Consider the following 19,068-nt stretch of genomic DNA (forward strand, 5'->3'; position numbering starts at 1 on the left):
TGAACCGGAAAATGACTTACATTCCCAGTGGTTCGAATAGCATGCGAGAGAACGGAAAGGATCAGGGCTAATGATCACTCCGTTGGTAATACGGCCCAGAGCTAATTTCTGGACCGCTGATTAACTGGGCTACAGAGAACCAGAGAACGATGCTGTATATCCAGCCTGGTAGGTCAACTCAGAATGCATACATTGAGCGCTTCAATCGAACAGCGAGACATGAATGGCTCGATTTGCATCAATTTGAGTCCGTTGAGCATGCCCAGTTACTTGCCACACAGTGGCTTTGGAAGTTCAACAATGAAAGACCAAATACCGCTATTGGCGGCGTACCACCAAGATGGCTGTTGAAAGCAGCCTAGGCTCTACTAAAACCTCCCGTTAAAAATGGGGGGATTACAAAAGCAGCCTAAGCTCTACTAAAACCTACCGTTATAAACGGTGGTATTACAGTTGAGACCGTCGGGAATTCAATTCCTTTGCCAATGGATGAATATGCCCGCCGTTTTGTTCAATTGAAATATAGAGATATATCGACGTAAGAAAATATAACGTGAAGAAGAGTAAAGATGAAAATAAGTGAAAATCACCATAATCGCAAATTGCACAATTGGTTGGTTTATAACATCGGCGAAAATTTTTTATTAAAGAACGCACCGCTATATAAGGGTGTTATGTATGACTTGGGTTGTGGTGAAGCAACTTATAAAAAGTTCTTTCTAAATTATGTTGATCAATATGTTGGTGTTGACTGGGCTGGGAGCTTCCATGACACCAAAGCAGATGTCGCTGCGGATTTAAATAAGCCTGTGCCGATTGATTCGGAAGTGGCCGATACTATAGTGTCACTTTCTGTTATGGAACATTTGTGCGAGCCGCAGAATATGTTGAACGAAGCCTGTCGCATTTTAAAGCCGGGCGGGAACATCGTGCTGCAAGTGCCTTGGCAGTGGTGGATTCACGAAGCGCCTTATGACTTTTATCGCTATACGCCATATGGGCTAGAATTTATGTTTGAAAAAGCGGGTTTTATTAATGTGGTTGTCGAACCGCAATCCGGTTTCTTTACAACGTGGGTGATGAAATTTAATTATTTTTCTAGGCGTTTTGTTCGTGGCCCAAAGCCTTTAAAAGCTTTGGCATTTACAGTATTAGTACCTTTTTGGACGCTTGGTCAATTGACTGCACCGTGGTTAGATAAGTTAGATCGTAATTGGTCATTGGAGTCTTCTGGCTATTTCGTTACAGCGAAGAAGCCGAACGCGGTATGACGCTTCGTAGACGGACGTTATCTGCTGTTCGTTGGACAACGATCGGAGCAGTTGCCAAAGCGTTACTGCAGGTTGCTCAAATCGCTATCCTGGCGAGGCTTCTGGCCCCAGAAGATTACGGTTTGATGGCAATGGTCACTGTTGTGTTAAGTTTAGCTGCGCTATTTTCGGATTTCGGAGTCAACAGTGCGTTTCTGCAACGCCGAGATGTGAGCGAGGAGCAGCGCTCGAGTCTATTTTGGTTCAATGTCTTGCTCAGTTTCGGATTGATGGTACTGGTGATTCTCCTGAGCCCGCTATTTGCTTTGTACTTCGGCGATGAGAGAGTCGGGCCGCTGATGATGTTGAGTGCCACTACTTTTGTGATTGCGGCACTCGGTATTCAGGTGCGTCTGGCGGCTGAGAAGGAGTTGCACTTTGGGCCGGTTGTAGTGATCGAAGTGGTTGCCGCCTTACTTGGCTTGGCCGTTGCCATTACCGGAGCGCTGCTTGAATGGGGCGTTTATGCCTTGGTTGTTGGCTCTATTGCTGCTGCGATCGTTACCTCTCTATTGTTATGGGGTTTTCTTGCGCAGGGTTGGCGGCCGGCGATGCGTCTGCGGTTTGTCGAAGTACGATCTTTTCTTGGGTTTGGCGGCGCATTGGTTGCAAATAATGTTGTGAATCAAATCAATCTGACGATCGATTTGTTGCTTGGTGGACGTCTTTTGGCTGCCGCTCAGCTGGGGTTGTATAGCATCCCGCGCCAGTTGGTGCTCCAGGTTCAGTTTGTTGTGAATCCAATCATTACGAGAGTTGCGTTTCCACTGATCGCGGAAGTGCAGCATGATATTCCTCGGGTGCGCTCCATCTATCTGCAAATATTGAACATGACTGCATCAACCAATGCGCCGATCTATGTAGGCGCGTTCTTCTTTGCGCCAGAGATTGTTCATCTTGTTTTAGGAGAGGGCTGGGAACAGTCGGCGGTGTTGTTGCAAACCTTGGCGCTCTGGGGTGGATTGCGTTCAACCGGAAACCCGGTAGGCAGTTTGTTGCTTGGCATGGGGCGGGCCGATCTTTCGCTCAAATGGAACCTTATGATGCTTTTGATTGTGCCTCCGGTCGTGTTGTTTGGTTCAACTTTCGGCCCACAAGGTCTTGCTTGGTCGCTATTTGGGCTGAGCGTCGCGCTATTCATACCGGGATGGTTTGTACTGATCCATCCGCTTTGTAAGGCAACTTTGCTTGAGACTGCCGTGGCTTCATTGCGACCGTTTCTAATCGCCGGGATAGCAGTTGGCGTCTCGTTTGTTCTGGCTGCGGACTTTGATGGTTGGTTATTGCGCCTGGTGATTGCTGTTATGGTCTCGGCACCACTGTACTTAGGCTTGAGTTACCTGATGAATCGCAGTTGGGTTGATTTGATGTGGGAATTGATTACCCAACGAAGTTAATAAATAGATTTAAAATATTAAACATCTTCAATAACGATTGATAAGATAATTCAAGAAAATACAAAAGTTAATGGAATCTTTAATTAAAGATAAATGACAATTTATAAAATAACGAAAAATATTAATAGGTATATCAGAATAAGGATAATCTGTCATAAACGAGCAAGTAAAAAAACAAATCAGAAAATTAACTCGATGCAATCCTAATAATAAAATCCCATACTATTCTGAGGATGGATTTGATAAGAATTGATTACGTGGAAATATGTTACAATTTTAAAATATAGAATAGATCAAAATAAATAATGGAATACGACAAAAACCGATAATTGAAAGTAAGATAAAAAAGTTATAAGCTACCCATGGCCAATAAATAAATTAGGGGCTGTACCAGATAACTAGCCCATATGTTTGTTAACCCATTGTTTGACATGTTTTAATTGCGTCTGTGGTGATGGGTTGTTGAATCGCCACTCGCACTCCTTTAAAAATAGCGGAAAATGCTTGGCAGGAATACCGTTAAATTTACGCATATGCCGTTTCGCCTGGTTCCAGAAGTTCTCAATGCCGTTAATGTGGTTTTTCTTATCTGCAAACAATACTGAATGATTAATGCGGTAATGCTTAAATTCAGATACATCAAGGACATTGTATCCACGCCAGCAATCTGAATATACGATGCTATCAGGCATAATACGATCTTCTATGATAGGTATAAGCGTTTGACCTGACGCATCTGGAATGATCTGTGTGTAAACCTTACCGCCACGTTTGAGGATACCAAACACAGGAACTTTGCCCGCAGAACCTCGCCCGCGTTTGCCTTTACGTGTGCCTCCAAAGTAACTCTCATCCACCTCAAATTCACCTGAAAGCACATCGTTATTTTGCGTCTCAAGGGCGATGATTTCCCGCAGACGATGAAAGTAATATGCTGCTGTTTTGAAGTTTACACCCACCAAATCAGCGGCACATCTCGCCGTCGTTCCCGCAACATAATGCTCCATCAATTTAGTCTGCTTCAATCGGCTTAATCTGCTCTTTCTCATCACTATACCTATAACTTGTACTAGTTATCTGGTACAGCCCCATAAATTATTTAAGTAGTTGCCATTTAAAATAAGAATAAAGACTTTAAATAAAATAGAAAGAATAGTGAATTTGGCATAAGAAATAATAGACAATGAATATAAAAATCGAAATTTCAGTAATTGTACCGGTATATAATAGAGATAAGACTATTTCTAGATGCATAAATTCAATTTTGGATCAGTCATATCCTGTAAAAGAAATAATTGTAGTCGATGACAACTCAACCGATAGCACTGAGAGTGTTATAAAAGAATTTAAAATAGAAAACCTAAAATATATAAAGTTAAAGAAAAACATTGGCGCTCAAAATGCAAGAAATGTTGGCATAAAAGCAGCCACGGGTAATTGGATTGGATTTTTAGACTCAGACGACGAATGGATAAAAACAAAATTAGAAGAACAAATAGGAGAATTAGAAAAATTTAATTATAGGGAAGACATTATAGTTTATTCAAATTGTACGAAAATCAATCTTGACACAGGTAGTAAAACGAAATTTGATTGCAGGATACAAGAGCCAGTCGACATAAATTTGCTTTATAAAACAGGTCCAATGTTTCAATCTATGCTTGTATCAAAAAAAGCTATTAAGGAAGTAAATTATCTTGATATAAACGTCATGGCCTTTCAGGAGTGGGATTTCGCATTGTCACTATCCCCTAGAAATAATTTTATATTTATTGATAAAGAGTTGTTCAAATATTATGTAAATCATGATAAGTCTATATCATCAAATACAGGTAACATGATAAATGCCATTATATATATCCATAGAAAATATTATATGCGATATAAAAAAATGGCATGTAATGATTTGATATATAAACATCTGTCAAGATACATTGCTATATCTATAACGAAAAACTATAGTTTAAATTTTCTAGGCTTTAGTCGAAAATTTCTACAGGAAATATCAAATAAAGATAATGCGATAACTAAATTGAGTATTGATATAAAAATAATAAAATCAATACTCGCGTATATTATTCAATTGACACTAAAAAAAATGCAATGGAAATAAGTGGATTTTTTCATACATCTTCTATATTGATTAACATTGCATTCGCATTGATATCTAATAGAATAATAGGAGCATTCAATCCAGTATTTTTTGTACACATAGCATTAGCGGTCGCATGTGTATTCTATGCGATTGTATTCGAAGCTGCAATTAATATAGAGACCCTGCTATTTTTACAAATAACTACCCTAGCATTTTCTGCAGGGGTAATTATTACAAGCACAAACAACAAAACTTGTGAGGCGAGAGCAAAATTTAATATAAAGTATTATCTTGTGGCATTTTTCTTATTAACCACCTATGTCGCATTTACTATTATTAGCTCGATGAACGGACTGATAAACTATATTCAAGAAATGAACAATATAAGGAATAATGTGGCAAACCCAGGCCTTGATAATGCTTCAAATTACTATAGACCTTCAATAGCACATATATTGAGTATTTCAATCTCATATGTAATTGTGGCTAATCTTGCGTTAAAAGATTCATTAAGGAATAAAATAAAAACTTTTCCATTGGTTGTCGTTATTGCAGTTATAATTTCTTTTAACGATATAAGTAGAGCTAGGTTTTCAGATCTAATTGTATTGTATTTTATGCCAATAATAATGTACTCAAAAATAAAATATAAGTACTTCAAAATGTTAATATTATTTGCATTTATATTTTTTGCTGCATTATTCTTCACTTACTTTCAGGGAAAATATATTGACGAGCCAACACTTTATGGTTCACTTAAAAGTATTATTAGTTATTTTGCGCTACCATTATATTATTTCAGTGAACTATTTGATTCAAAAATAGATCATAATTATCTTGGATATCAAACATTTGAAGGAGTATTTAATATCCTTCACCATTTATTTGGAGTTGATTATACTAGATTAGATAATAGGGGCGTTGGGTATCATGGTTATATAGCATGGCTTGTATACCCATCACAGAAATATTTATATGTTGATTATGGGTATTTTTTGTCAATCCTTATGTATTTTATCTTTGGTGTTATGAGCTCAGTTATATTTAACCTTTCTAGATCGAATGTTTTATACCATCTGATATATTTAATACTTATGTTGTCGTTTATAAATTTCTTTATGGGATGGAAATTGACCGATAATTTTTATATAATCGCAATCGCCTTACTATTTATTCAAATAATTTTATCCAAATGCAAAAAACTCTAGTTGTTTATCCTTATGGCCATATTTCTCAGACGCCTTGTGTGCATTCATTTATAGAAATTTTTTCGAAATCCATCGAGATGGATGTACTATCGATTGATAATGGGGTACTTGAGAGTCCGAGCATTAGTAATGTAAATTTAATTTATCTAAAAACTTTCCGTAAAGATAAAGAGATTTCATTTTTATTTACAATTTATTATTTCATTAGATTGGTCCGACAGTATTGTTACGGTAAATATTCAAGTATTATTTTCGTTGGAGAACGGTCACTGTTGTTTTCTCCTTTCTTTATCTTCACAAAAAGTAAAAATATTTTTTTTAATTTAGAACTTTATTTTAAGGAGGATTTTAAATTATGTTATTTATATTTTTTATATAAATTATATATTAAGCATGTAAAATACGTTTTTAAATCATCAATAATTCAAGATAGACCACGAGCTCGATTATTTTCAGCACTTTATAAATTTCCAATAAATCGAATATCTTTTTTCCCCAATATAACAACTTATGGAACGAATGTACAAAGTAATTATCCCTCATTCGCGACCGAAAATATTGTTTTATACAGCGGTTCGCTACAATCAAAATGGGGATCTATTAATAAATTTATTGATAATTTAAAGTTTAAAAATTACATTCTTTTTTTAAACTCTAGATTACCAAAAGTAACAAATTTGACTGATAATAAATCAATCATTTTTAATAGTAATCTATCTCTTAAAAATTACGATTCACTTGTTCGACAGATTAAGATCGGTATTGCGTATTATGATCGCGATTACTCCTGTAATATTAAATATGTTGGTCTTTCGTCAGGAAAAATACTCCATTATTTGAAATATGGAAAGCCTATTATTATAAATGAAATTCCTTACTGGTCTTCTGTTATTTCAAAGTATAATATTGGTATTGTGTTAAGTGATTTTAATGATTTAGATCAAGCTATAAAAAAAATTCTTGATGATTATGATTACTATAGTGATAATGCATCTTTATTTTATTCAAAAATTTTATCAGATATAAATTTTCGTAATATTCTGAAATTAATGTAGTTACAATGAGAAAAGATAATTCATTTTTATTCATTAACACGTTTGATCCAGTTGTTCCTATTTTTAATGACCTCGCTAAATCTTTATCAATCAAAGGTTATACTTGCTTTGCCCTTGTAAGTTCATGCTCTTATCGCCCAAGTGTGGCTTCTCAATATATTAACTATATCCAAGTGCCTTCCTTTGGTTTTAAAAATAAAAGAATCTGCTCAATCATCTATTTTATGCTTGCGCCTATATTTATTTTTATTTATAGAAAATATTCTGTTATCTACTTTTCTCAGCCACCATTATTCTATATATTTGGTGGTTTATTATCTAAATTATGTGGCTCCACTTTTTTTATTCACGTAATGGATTTATATCCCGATCTTTTAATAAATAAATTTAAAACTAATTTGGTACTAAAAATATTAAAAAAATTATCAGTTTATGTATTCAATTCCTCTAAAGGAGTTATTGTAATTGGTGATTGCATGAAAGATAAGCTATTATCACGAGGTGTTTTTTCTAATTTATTAATTAAGATTCCTAATTGGCCTAATATGTCTTTACTATCTCATTGTGTCTCTAAAAATAATTTTTCAGATAGGTATAAATTAAATAATAAATTCGTGATTACTTATACTGGAAACATGGGTTATTTTCATGAGTTCGGTTCTATTATCAATGCAGCAAAATTTTTATCAGATAATCTTGATATCTTATTTGTATTTGTTGGTTCTGGTGTATCTAGAAAATATATATCTAATCATACTTCATCCCTAAATAACGTTCTATTGCTTGATTTTTTGCCGTTTGACCAATTAATTGATTTATATAAAATTACATCGTTACACTTTGTTTCTTTAAAGGAAGGTTACGAGGGTTTAATGGTCCCTAGTAAGTTTTATGGCCTTATTGCTTCAGGAAAACCTATTTTGTATCAAGGGAATTCTTGCTCTGAAATTTCAAATATTATTAATAATTCTAGTTGCGGCACCGTTTATGACTCTAATACTTCTCACTTACACGAAATTATTACTCAATATTACAATTCTCCTGTTTTATGTAATACCCATGGTGCAAATGCATATAATTGTTTTTTAAATAATTATCATCCGTCTATGCTTATAAATAGATATACCAGTTTTTTGATCAATTCGTAGGTTAATTATGAAAAATTTTTCTTCTAAAAGATATTTTAGACATTTTTGGTCTCACGATACTTTTGTTCACCGATCAATTACTAAATTTATCAATTCAATTCTTTTTCTTTTTCCTTTTAAACTTAAATATCATATTGCACTTCTCTTTAAAAAAAATGATTACCCTTATTGTTTAATTAATCAAGGAGATACTGTTATTCAAATTGGTGCCCCATCAGATACTCTTCATTCCGCCCGATCTAGAGCTTTTACATTCGCACTTCTTACTGGCAATACTGGTAAAACTGTTATTATCGAGCCCGATCTCTCTAATATAAATGAATATAAAAAATCTTTTCTTAAGTTCCCGAATTTACATCCCATTCTAATAAATAAGGGTTCTTGGTCTTGTCCTGATACATTATATTTTTATTATGATAAGTCTCATCCTGCCACAAATTTTACTGCTAATACAAAGGATTATGATTCTGATAGATTGCTTAATTACGAATGCTGTGAAATTCCTGTTGATTCTCTTGATAATATTCTTTTAGATTTAGATATTGAATCCGTTGATCTCGTTAGTATTACAACAAATGGTGCTGAATCTGAAATTTTAGCTGGGATGGTTAACACAATTAAAATGGGAGTTAAATACATTTGTTTAGCATGGACATCTGATGGATATATTGAACTTCTCGCTTCTTATGGTTATAAGTTTCTTTCTTATGATGACAGGGGGTATACATTCGTTTTAGATGATTCAAAATGACTTTAAGTAACTATCCTCCAAGGCAAGTTTTCATAATTGGTGCTGCTAGATCTGGCACTAAATTTCTTCGTGAATGTTTATCTGCTTCAAAAGATATTTATACCATACCTTATGATATTTCTTTTATTTGGCGTTTTGGTTCCGAAAATTGTCAGCATGATGAGCTTCTTCCTTCTATGTTGACTCAGTCTAAAATTTTAAAAATAAAATCATTTATTAATTATTTTTTAAAGTATGCCGATAATTCTACTTTTTTTTTAGATAAAACCGTATCAAATACACTCCGTGTTTCTTATTTGAATGTAATTTATCCTGATGCATTATTTATACATTTGACTCGAGATGGTCGTGCTGTTGTTGAATCTTCTATTCGTCAGTGGAATTCCTCAATTTCTATTTCATATATTTTATACAAGCTTAAATATTTCCCACTCTCTAACTATAAATATGCATTATGGTTTGCATCTAATTTTCTTCGCTCCCTGTTTTCTGACACTCCTCGTTTGTGGGGGCCGCGCTATAATGGTATAGATACCGATATTCATAAATTGTCTATTGAAGATGTTTGTTCTAAGCAATGGTCCCGCTGCGTTGATATTGCTGATAAACAGCTTTCCCTTATTGATTCTAATAGAGTTACTCATCTTAAATTTGAGGATTTAGTAGATGATTCAAAATTTCTGTATGATATCTGCTCATTTATCGGTATTTCAGATTCAGATGCTGTTGTCAAAAAATATGATGCTATTGTTAGAAAGGATAACAATATTAAATCTTTTCGTGCTCTTTCTACACAGACTTTAGTGTCCATTTCTAAGTACGCAGAAAAATCGCTTATTCGACTAGGTTATCTATGAATAATTTTATCCCTTTTTCGTTGCCGGAAATTGGTGATGATGAAATTACGGAGGTTGTAGACTCCCTTCGCTCTGGCTGGATCACGACTGGGCCCAAAGCCCAAATGTTTGAAGAAATGTTTAGTGAATTTCTAGGTGATTCTAACTTGTATTGCGTTTCTGTGAATTCTGCTACTTCAGGTTTACATTTAGCTTTAGAGGCGCTTTGTATCGGACCTGGTGATGAAGTGATTGTTCCCACTCATACCTTCACCGCCACAGCTGAGGTGGTGCGTTATCTTGGCGCCACTCCTGTATTTGTTGACGTTAATCCTCATTCATTCAATATGAGTGTTGATTCATTCAAAGCAGGTATTACTTCTAGAACTAAAGCTGTTATGCCAGTCCACTTTGCAGGTTTGTCATGTGAAATGGAAGAAATCATTGCGGTTGCTAGGAGTCACCATATACACATTGTCGAAGATGCGGCTCATGCTTTGCCTACCACCTGTAACAAGAAGTTTATTGGTACTTTAAATAGCGATTCGACAGTTTTTAGTTTTTACGCCAATAAAACAATGACCACTGGCGAAGGTGGAATGTTAGTTACTCGCAATAAGGAGATTGCCGATCGCGCTAAACAAATGCGATTGCATGGGATAAGCAGGGATGCATTTGATCGTTTCACCTCAAAAAAACCATCTTGGCATTATGAGGTAATAGCCCCCGGTTTTAAATATAACCTAACTGACATTGCAGCAAGCCTAGGCATTCATCAGCTTAAAAAAGTTGAACAATTTCAAAACAGACGACAAGAGATTGCTATTTTTTATAATGAACATCTTAAAGATTTGCCCCTGACTTTGCCGCCAATGCCACTTAATGAAGATGTACATGCGTGGCACTTGTATGTCATACAACTAAATAAAGAGCTACCTCTTTCTCGAGATCGTTTCATCGAGCTGATGTATGAAAATGGTATTGGTTGCGGCGTTCATTATATCCCTCTTCATCTCCATCCTTATTGGCGTGATACTTATAAATTAACTCCTGAAATGTTTCCTGTTAGCCAACGTATCTATGAGCAATCAGTTTCATTGCCTATTTACAGTAAGATGACAGATGAGGATATGGAGAGGGTCGTTTCGACAGTTGCCAAAATACTAAACAATGCTTAAGAGATTTTTTGATCTTGTATTTTCTGCTTTTGGTCTTTTGGTTATATCGCCTTTTTTTCTCCTTATTGCTTTATTAATCAAGATTGACTCTGCAGGACCTGTATTCTTTCGACAGGTAAGGGTGGGTAGATATCTTTGTCTTTTTAAAATTCATAAATTTAGGACAATGGTTGTAAATGCATCTGATATAGGGCCAAGTGTCACCACTGATGTTGATCCTAGGGTAACCAGAATAGGTAAGATTTTAAGAAAATATAAACTTGATGAGCTACCTCAACTTATTGATGTGCTCCTTGGTGATATGAGCCTTGTGGGTCCAAGACCGGAGGTGCCTAAGTATGTGGATGCTTATTCTGATGTAGATAAAAAAATCATCTTTTCAGTTAAGCCAGGTATTACTGATAAAGCTTCTATAGAGTTTCGTAATGAGAATGAATTAATAGCAAATGTAAGTGATGCAGATCGTGTTTATATTGAAAAAATACTTCCAAATAAATTGAGTTATTATCATGAGTACGTTGAGACTCGTTCGTTATGGCTTGATATCAAGATCATTTTTAAAACAGTCTGGCTAATACTTCCGTTTAACTCAAATAAGTAGCCAATCGCTATCATCCCAGTTCCTTAAGTATCGTAACGCGGTATTCTCAGATTTCCATCCACCGCGAAGCATGATCCTTTCAAGCGGTACACCTTTATCAAGAAGATCTATAGCAGCACCCACTCGAAACGAGTGACCTGATAGCTCGCCAATATCCTTCAATTTCGCTTTGCGCTGAAGAAATTTCAGTATCTTATTCAAAGCAGCAGGGACTAAACTTTCCCTAATGCTTAAGTCGCGTTTAAAGCTTCTTAAGATGTATCCGTCAGTTTGTTTGATCTTGTCTTGCCAGTGACTGATCATCTCAACAAGCTCATCTGAAATGGGGATTAACTTCCCCTCACCAAACTGATCTGTTTTTGATTTTCGTAAGAGCAGGACGTGTTTTCCGTTTGGTAATATTTTTACATCCTCAAACTTAAATGCGCATATCTCAGAGCGTCGACGCATGCTTTCATAGCCTAGTTGGAGTAGTAAGCGGTTACGTAAACCCAGAATGGTGTTATCACACACTGCTTGCAGCTTACGCATGACCTCTAGCGTGAGTGGCGTGGCCTGTTTTTGAGCTATGCCTAAATTGCGTTTAAGCCGCTTAAGCCCGAGGATTACATCAGGCTCTTTGGTCGGGTTAGGTTGTTTTAATAAATCGAGAAGCCGACTGATACTAGCGACACGTCGACTCATCGTGGCTACAGTGAGTGATTGACCCATCTCTTCAAGATATTGCACAAATTCCGTGCCGCTGAGTGACAGTGGATTTAGCTTGTTTTGTTGGGACCAACGAGTGAGGTGTTCAAGGTCAGAGCGGTAGGCTTTGATAGTGTTGGGTGCGTATGCACCCTCGAGTGATGTAAACAGTTTCTCGATATTCATTTTCGATACCTTGCTACTTTGTAAAATTGGGTTTAACCTAGGATTTAGAACTAAATAAGAACAAAGTCTTGGTTTGTAATATTTAGTAATTCACCATAATTTTATGAATAAATTTGTCCATTAAAGGAATAATTTATTCCAATAGGATATCACTTGATTAGTGTTTGTCAAATTAAAGCAGCGCGTGCTCTTTTGGGCTGGAGTGCTCAAGATCTAGCTAATAGAAGCGGGGTTGGAGCAACGACTTTAAGGCGCTATGAAATGTCAGATGGAATACCGAGTGCGAATGCGAAAAGTCTGCAAACTGTCATCGAGACGTTTCAAAGAGCGGGTATTGAGTTCACAGGCGATCCGCTAAAAAACCCTGGCGTGATCTTGCATCTGAAGGAGTGATTGGTGGCTGATGATGCATTAAAGCGTGGTCTTGAGATTCTTAAGTCGGTACGTACGGTGCACCTTAACGACCCATCGGGTCACTACGAGAATATCTTGAAAGGGCTACTTTCAGATCTAGAATCGCCAGATACCTTAAGCGTGATTTTTTGTGAACAGATGGCCGAGTGTATGTATTGGCTGCGTAAACATACCGATGATAAAGAGACCATCATTTTAGAGTCCATCGCTGAACAGTTGGATAATGCGTTAGGTAAACGAAATTATGCAGTAGGACCTTTTTATAACGTTAAAGACCTTAAAGCGATTTTGGCCGGTAAAGAACCCTTAACCTCAGAGATTACACAAGCGCTTTTAGATCGCAATCAGCGCACCTTAGAAGATTGTCGTGCACTAGCGTTTGTTAAAAGAGCAAAAGATATTCAACTCGCCGATGATTTGATTCAGCGGCAGCGGTATAACCTTCGTCATCTTCAAAAAAGCTTGGAATCGATTCATTTGCAAAAGCGCCTGTTAAAGCGAATGGATCTTGAGCTGCATCGGCTAGAGAAAGAGGTTTATGCGTTAGATCATGAGCCAGAAACAAAGCCAAGCAAATAAACGCAATGCGCAAGCGTCGACGGGCCCGAGAACTCAAAGCGGTAAGGGTGCTTCATCTCAAAACGCGTTAAAACACGGTCTAAACCAGGCGTTTGATCCTCTTGCTGATCCGCGATTTTCTCATTGGGTAGCTGCCTTCGTTAATGAAGGCTTTGACAGGGACCAGGCGAGCAAAGCTGCTGAAGCTTTGTTATCTCACCGAAGAGTGATGCAAGCGTTTGAAGGAAGTTATTTAGAGGGGCCTGATCCGATGGCCTTGATGAGTGATGAGGTCATCGATGAATTTCTCTCTGAACAAGCGTTGGCTGCATTCATGACGGTTAACAAACGCGAACGAAAGACATTAATCAACATACTTTCACCGAAGGTGAATCGTGGGAGTGAGGTGACTCAGCGGATTAGACGTTTAGCAAAGTTAAATCGGTATCTTCAAAAATCTGCGGCCCAGCTGTCAAAAGCACTCAAACCATAAAAAATCACAAAACGAACCCATTTGGGTCCGATAACTGCTCTTATCAAACCCAACGCAACGTAAATCCTAATTATTATTTCAGGTTACATCTTTAAAAGTTAAGATCTTTTTCTCTAGGTTGGCTTAACTGAAATTGCACTGAGAGCATTCAAAAAACCATCCATCTGAGCCTATTAGGATCGACAGAAGCTCACCCGCGGGTATTATCCAATGGCAGTGAAATAATTTTGTCAGAAAAACTCTTGGATCTTGGCTTTGATACTGAGGACACTAGGGCCGGACTTGGAGTGAAATCAGCAAGCCTTACCAAGATCTTTGTCAAAAGAATTGTATCATTAGCTTCGACAAGTTGCTCAATCTCTGCTAAAAGCCCTCGTAATTGGTCTAACGCTATGGGCGCCTCTTGCACAGTCATTACCCTTGGATGAAATGTGCGCGTCAGATTGTCTCCATAGGATAGTTCTTCATACATTTTCTCACCGGGGCGCAAGCCAGTTACGCGAATTGCAATATCCCCATTCTCACCTTTCTCATTATTTTCGAAATAGGCGGTCAGACCGGAGAGATTAACCATTTTAAACGCAAGATCCATGATTTTGATTGGTCTTCCCATATCAAGAATAAAAACTTCACCGCCAATTGACATTGAGCCTGCCTGTATCACGAGTTGGACAGCCTCACCAATCGTCATAAAATAGCGGGTAATGTCAGGGTGGGTAAGGGTTATCGGCCCGCCTGCCGCAATCTGTTTTTTGAACACGGTCACAACCGACCCTGATGAACCCAGCACATTCCCGAAGCGAACTATGGAAAATTGCGTTTTCGTCTGTTTGCCATTCATCGACTGGCAAATCCGCTCGGCAAGACGCTTTGATGCCCCCATTACATTTGTTGGATTAACTGCCTTATCCGTGGATATGAGTGTAAAATTAGAGACTTTTGTGCGGAGCGCTTCCTCGGCAATCACAAGTGTACCTAGAGAATTGTTTTTTATTGCTTGTATAAGATTTTGTTCCATCAGGGGAACATGTTTATAAGCGGCAGCATGATAAATGGTTTCGATATTATGCTCATCGAGGACGGATGAAACATATGATCGGTCTGAAACCGATCCTATATGAATGGATAACTTGACCCTGAGGTCCAATGCGAGACTTTCAAGTTCACTAAAAATGTTATAAATTGCAAATTCCGAAATGTCGAGTAATAGAAGGTGATCTGGCTCTAATTTAAGTATTTGCCGGCATAATTCACTTCCAATTGATCCACCGGCACCTGTTACAAGGACTGTTTTACCTGTGATGTTTTTTGAGAGGAGATTGGGGTCAGGTTTTACCATTTCGCGCTCCAGCAAATCCTCAATCTCTATATCTTTGAATTCATTAATTGTAACCGACCCATTAATCAAGCCAGAAAGCCCCGGGATGGTCTTTACATCAAGGGAGTACTCGGAAAGACGTGAAATAATTTTTTTCCTGTCTGAAAAGCTGGCGCTAGGTATTGCAAGCAAAACTGTTGATATTCCAAATTTATCAAACTTGCTGGATGCTTCTGAAAAACTCATGACCGTATGGCCAAACATCCTCTCCCCCTGTAGATTTTTTGAATCATCGATAACCATACGGACCATATAATTTGGGTCTGATTTTAGGGAGTGAATAATTTGCGCCGATGCCGCACCAGCGCCATAAATTGCGATATGTTTTTGATACCGCCCATTGGTCAGGCGATAAACTGATCGGATAACAAATCTTATTCCGTTAATTCCAATGAACAGTAATGCAGCATATATGATAGGCACTGTCCATGGAATCAAAGGCACAACAGTGATTTTGGTTAAAATCAATAAAACAACAGAGACAGAGGTACCTATTGCAACCAACATTACCACTTCTGTTGAGACATGACGAATAAAGGAATGGTAGAGCCCCATCTTTGCTAATATATAGATAGTTGGAACCACAATGATCGCAAAACTAAGGTAAAAGGATGGAAGTTCTAAAAACGAGAACGTTTCGAGACGAAGTGCCATCGCGCCAATCAACGACAACAATATCGTCGCTATATCGCAAATTACTTGTATCACGCGCTTGACGCTGCGATTAGCATTAAGTGCTAATCGAAAAGTATTCGTCAAATTATTTAAAAGCCAAGTCAATCCCTGACCTCGTTATAATTAAATTTTCTTAAAATACTATTATCTTAAATCAAACTCCATATTAAGTTGATTTTTTAATACCTGTTGCCAAAGCAACCGCGCTCCAGATAAAAACATTATTCCACTGGCCGAAGAAATCTGCGCTGGTGGCGATGGGCCAGAAAATACCGAAGGGGATAACCCATGCCGTGGCTGTGAAAACATTGGCGCGGTTTTTAAAACTCGCCCTGAAACAGGTCCAGATGATGGACCACAGAAAAACTGTTCCCAATATCAACCCAATGAAGCCTGTCTCTGTCAAAAACTGGAGATAGTAATTATGCGGGTGAGGCTGCCAGTTTGTTTGTGGGATAGCTTGAAAAAACTCAGGTGGGGTAAGCCGGTAATTTGCTGTGCCAATCCCGAACAAAAGATTATCTTTAGCCACCTGCCAGCCGCCATTTAAGGTCTGCAGATGACCACTTTCAGCTAAACTAGTTGATCCAGCAATAAATTCATCGGTGTATCTTGTTGCCATATCGGGGAGGGCAGAAAACACCAACACCACCGCCAATACTTCGGCGGCAACAAGCCCCAGATACCGCCCCCACTTTGGCTTCCAGACGAGCCCCGCAAGCATGCCTCCGCAGGCGCGGATGAGGAAGTTGATCCTCTCCCCGGTCATGACGGAAATCACCATCGTAAAGAGGGCGATAACGCCCGATAACGCCGCAACGCGGCCCTTTACCGACACCGCCAGCGCCACCATGATCGTGAAAGCCGGAAGTCCAACCTTGGCGACGTAATTGCCTGGCACCAGATCGCCGTAGGGCCAGGAGAGCCTGCCCCCCTGCTGGCCGACGATCATGATTTCCGCCGTCAGAATAAAGCACATCGCAACCAGCCCCAGCGCGGTGGAGACAAGCATCGCGTAAAGAAGCCGCCTGTCCCGCGCAAGCCAGAAGGCGGTTGCCATGGCAAAGAGCGGAAAGCGGAACCAGATAAACGCCTCACCCATCGAGTAGGCGGGGTGGTCTGAGATGGCGCCGGCGATAATGCACCAGATCCAGAAGACAAAACCCGCCCGAACCCAGAAGGGCTTGAGCCAGTCGCCCTCGCGTTTGATAATGGAGCGGATCACGAAGGTGATCGCCAGAAGGCTCAGCCAGACATCGGCTGGCGTGCGCTCGATCAGCAGGATGAAGGGCCCCAACAGCCAGAAGATATGAAATCCTCGTTCCCATCGTGGCAATTCACCGAGCGCGTCCTTAGCGTCGCGCGCAATTGCCCTCAAAGCAGGAAGGATTTTCATGTTGTCTGCGTCGGCTTCAAGGTAGCGGTCAAGATGGGTCAAGCGGCGGGTTCCCGTTCAATACATTGTTTTTGTTTTTTATCTCTTTGAGGCGCGTAAATCAATCTCGAGATTGCCATCATCACAGGCCTTGATGCCACCGCAAGACTACGGTCATAGATGCGTGGGATAATGAAAGCTTTACCCTTGAAGTGATATCTATTTTGAAGATACCCTGAACAATTATCCGTAATGTTGGAGCGGAAACAAAAAGGGGCGCAAGTGATATCTATCTCAGCCGTCCTTTGGCCTTATTCAGGCAAGTTTATCTTGGCGTGGCGGCAGGATCAGGGCAAGCATCACCGCAACAAAGCCGCCGATCAGCACCGATAAGGCGATGATCAGGAGCGACCTGCCTGGCAAAGCCGAGCCTATTTTTACCGGCTCCCCGACCGCCTGGAAGAGGGTACCGCTGTTCTGGCGGTTCATTGCGCGCGCCCGAACCAGCAGATCGATATAGCTTTCATTCAATCGGTCAAGCTGCACCTGGGCGGCGCTAATCAGCTCGACTGTGAACTCAACCTTGTTGTTGATTTTCTTTGCCTGCATGCTGAGATCAGCCCTATCTTCAATCAGCTCAGCCTTGTCCTCGTAGAGCTGGGTCAGATACTCCGCCAGCAACGAGCGATTGACGAGCTGGACGATATCACCAATGGCGTCTCCCGTCACTTGAACCCGGTCAGACTGATAACTGGGTCTGTCCGACGGCTGGGCTGTCTCGCCATTCAATACCTGCTGGATTGACTGGATGGACTCGTTGATCCCGCGGATTTCCTCATTGACCTTTTCGATCTTGAGCAGCAGGTCCTGCTGATAGAAGCGCGTCAGCGCATCATCGGTGCCAAGGTTGCGGCTGAGGATCGCGCTTAAATAGATATTGTTGAAATTGACAATCCTGGTTCGCAAATCCGCCGGTGTGATGCCGTCACTCGTCTGGATCGAGCTTAAGCGGCTATCTTCTTCGAGGATTTCCATCGCACCGATCATCGTTTCGATATAGGTGCTGGCCTCAAGCACACCAATGGACGTGCTGAGGCTGAGCGAGGTTGCCTGCGCCGCACCACTTAATTTCGTATTGTCGAGGACACGGAACTGGGTGGTGAATATCTCCGCCCATAACCTAGGTAGCAGCATTGCGATCTCGGCGCCCTCATCCGCGCTTATCCCGAGGGACTGATAATCGATGGAAATACGCGCTGTTTTCTGGGTTGCGCGCTTGAGCTCTTCATCGAGTTCAGCGTTGATCGCGTCAATCTCGGCGGAATTGAGCCCCTTCTGGCCAAGTCTGTCGTTGTATTTCTTGATGATCCCGGCGGTCATCGGGCTTGAGAAACTGACATTGATGGCATCACGCAGATCTTCTTTATCCTCAATCCCCGTCCTTTCCGCCAGTGCTGCCAGCACCTCCGGCGCCTCTAAATCCTTGGGCGAGAAGGTAACGCCATTGGGGTAGGCCCCTTTCTCAATGCCCGTAAGGTTGAGGTAATACACGATTGGCATCCGGGATTGAGTTGCCATCGCAAGCACGGCAATAAGGCCCAAAATCCCTGCCAACGCCGGAAGGGCAATGATCAACCCGCGCCGCCGCCAGAGTTTTATCGCGATATCGGTAAGGGAAATTTCATCGGCGTCGTAGGTGCTCTGCTCTGCCATGCTTCATGCT

The 19,068-nt window shown here is 39.7% G+C and carries 18 protein-coding genes and 1 pseudogene; 14 read left to right on the forward strand and 5 right to left on the reverse strand.

Annotated elements, in window-relative coordinates; genetic code table 11:
- Window positions 1-74: 74 nt before the first annotated feature.
- The 3 genes and pseudogenes from AB8880_10775 (at window position 75) to AB8880_10785 (ending at window position 2,707) form a co-directional block, all read left to right on the forward strand.
- Window positions 75-362, forward strand: a pseudogene (locus tag AB8880_10775) (transposase).
- Between the two features lie 207 nt (window positions 363-569).
- The gene (locus AB8880_10780) at window positions 570-1,271 is read left to right on the forward strand and encodes a methyltransferase domain-containing protein (GenBank protein ID XDZ65397.1); all 702 of its coding nucleotides are present in this window, start codon (window positions 570-572) and stop codon (window positions 1,269-1,271) included.
- Complete coding sequence (locus AB8880_10785; protein XDZ65398.1) at window positions 1,268-2,707, forward strand: MOP flippase family protein; 1,440 nt, start codon at window positions 1,268-1,270, stop codon at window positions 2,705-2,707. Before AB8880_10780 ends, AB8880_10785 begins: the two co-directional genes overlap by 4 nt.
- Before the next feature lie 398 nt (window positions 2,708-3,105).
- On the opposite strand, the gene AB8880_10790 is transcribed toward AB8880_10785, so the two are convergent.
- Window positions 3,106-3,756 (reverse strand): IS1595 family transposase, encoded by a 651-nt coding sequence (locus tag AB8880_10790; protein XDZ65399.1) that lies wholly within the window; start codon window positions 3,754-3,756, stop codon window positions 3,106-3,108.
- A gap of 134 nt (window positions 3,757-3,890) precedes the next feature.
- Between AB8880_10790 and AB8880_10795 the strand changes: the two genes are divergently transcribed.
- The 8 genes from AB8880_10795 (at window position 3,891) to AB8880_10830 (ending at window position 11,579) form a co-directional block, all read left to right on the forward strand.
- Window positions 3,891-4,820 (forward strand): glycosyltransferase family 2 protein, encoded by a 930-nt coding sequence (locus AB8880_10795; protein XDZ65400.1) that lies wholly within the window; start codon window positions 3,891-3,893, stop codon window positions 4,818-4,820.
- A complete protein-coding gene (locus AB8880_10800; protein XDZ65401.1) occupies window positions 4,811-6,010 on the forward strand; it encodes an O-antigen polymerase in 1,200 nt (399 codons plus the stop codon). Before AB8880_10795 ends, AB8880_10800 begins: the two co-directional genes overlap by 10 nt.
- Window positions 6,011-6,087: 77 nt before the next feature.
- Complete coding sequence (locus tag AB8880_10805; protein ID XDZ65402.1) at window positions 6,088-7,065, forward strand: hypothetical protein; 978 nt, start codon at window positions 6,088-6,090, stop codon at window positions 7,063-7,065.
- Window positions 7,066-7,070: 5 nt separating this feature from the next.
- Window positions 7,071-8,213 (forward strand): glycosyltransferase family 4 protein, encoded by a 1,143-nt coding sequence (locus AB8880_10810; GenBank protein XDZ65403.1) that lies wholly within the window; start codon window positions 7,071-7,073, stop codon window positions 8,211-8,213.
- 7 nt (window positions 8,214-8,220) lie between these two features.
- Window positions 8,221-8,964: a hypothetical protein gene (locus AB8880_10815; GenBank protein ID XDZ65404.1), complete on the forward strand. Its 744-nt coding sequence runs from the start codon at window positions 8,221-8,223 to the stop codon at window positions 8,962-8,964.
- Window positions 8,961-9,821, forward strand: a complete 861-nt coding sequence (locus tag AB8880_10820; GenBank protein ID XDZ65405.1) for a sulfotransferase — start codon at window positions 8,961-8,963, stop codon at window positions 9,819-9,821. The genes AB8880_10815 and AB8880_10820 overlap by 4 nt, the downstream gene beginning before the upstream one ends.
- On the forward strand, window positions 9,818-10,978 hold the full coding sequence (locus AB8880_10825; protein ID XDZ65406.1) for a DegT/DnrJ/EryC1/StrS family aminotransferase: 1,161 nt from the start codon (window positions 9,818-9,820) through the stop codon (window positions 10,976-10,978). The genes AB8880_10820 and AB8880_10825 overlap by 4 nt, the downstream gene beginning before the upstream one ends.
- Entirely contained in the window at window positions 10,971-11,579 is a 609-nt protein-coding gene (locus tag AB8880_10830; protein ID XDZ65407.1) for a sugar transferase, read from the forward strand. The genes AB8880_10825 and AB8880_10830 overlap by 8 nt, the downstream gene beginning before the upstream one ends.
- Here the strand turns inward: AB8880_10830 and AB8880_10835 are convergent.
- Window positions 11,568-12,452, reverse strand: coding sequence for a tyrosine-type recombinase/integrase (locus tag AB8880_10835; GenBank protein ID XDZ65408.1), 885 nt, complete (start codon window positions 12,450-12,452; stop codon window positions 11,568-11,570). The two genes, AB8880_10830 and AB8880_10835, sit on opposite strands and share 12 nt — an antisense overlap.
- Before the next feature lie 192 nt (window positions 12,453-12,644).
- Here AB8880_10835 and AB8880_10840 point away from each other — a divergent pair, with 192 nt between their 5' ends.
- The 3 genes from AB8880_10840 to AB8880_10850 are packed head-to-tail and all read left to right on the forward strand — an operon-like array spanning window position 12,645 to window position 13,917.
- A complete protein-coding gene (locus tag AB8880_10840; GenBank protein ID XDZ67062.1) occupies window positions 12,645-12,845 on the forward strand; it encodes a transcriptional regulator in 201 nt (66 codons plus the stop codon).
- Window positions 12,846-12,848: 3 nt separating this feature from the next.
- Window positions 12,849-13,445 carry a hypothetical protein gene (locus AB8880_10845; protein ID XDZ65409.1) on the forward strand — a complete coding sequence of 199 codons (597 nt, stop codon included), beginning with the start codon at window positions 12,849-12,851 and terminating at the stop codon, window positions 13,443-13,445.
- Window positions 13,417-13,917, forward strand: a complete 501-nt coding sequence (locus AB8880_10850; protein ID XDZ65410.1) for a hypothetical protein — start codon at window positions 13,417-13,419, stop codon at window positions 13,915-13,917. Before AB8880_10845 ends, AB8880_10850 begins: the two co-directional genes overlap by 29 nt.
- 190 nt (window positions 13,918-14,107) lie before the next feature.
- Here the strand turns inward: AB8880_10850 and AB8880_10855 are convergent, their stop codons facing one another.
- From AB8880_10855 to AB8880_10865, 3 genes are all read right to left on the reverse strand, one after another.
- The gene (locus tag AB8880_10855; GenBank protein XDZ65411.1) at window positions 14,108-15,949 is read right to left on the reverse strand and encodes a polysaccharide biosynthesis protein; all 1,842 of its coding nucleotides are present in this window, start codon (window positions 15,947-15,949) and stop codon (window positions 14,108-14,110) included.
- Between the two features lie 187 nt (window positions 15,950-16,136).
- Entirely contained in the window at window positions 16,137-17,408 is a 1,272-nt protein-coding gene (locus tag AB8880_10860) for an O-antigen ligase family protein (GenBank protein XDZ65412.1), read from the reverse strand.
- 252 nt (window positions 17,409-17,660) lie between these two features.
- Complete coding sequence (locus tag AB8880_10865) at window positions 17,661-19,058, reverse strand: hypothetical protein (protein XDZ65413.1); 1,398 nt, start codon at window positions 19,056-19,058, stop codon at window positions 17,661-17,663.
- Between the last annotated feature and the right edge of the window lie 10 nt (window positions 19,059-19,068).

The organism is Alphaproteobacteria bacterium LSUCC0684 (assembly GCA_041228335.1).
GTDB lineage: Bacteria > Pseudomonadota > Alphaproteobacteria > Puniceispirillales > UBA1172.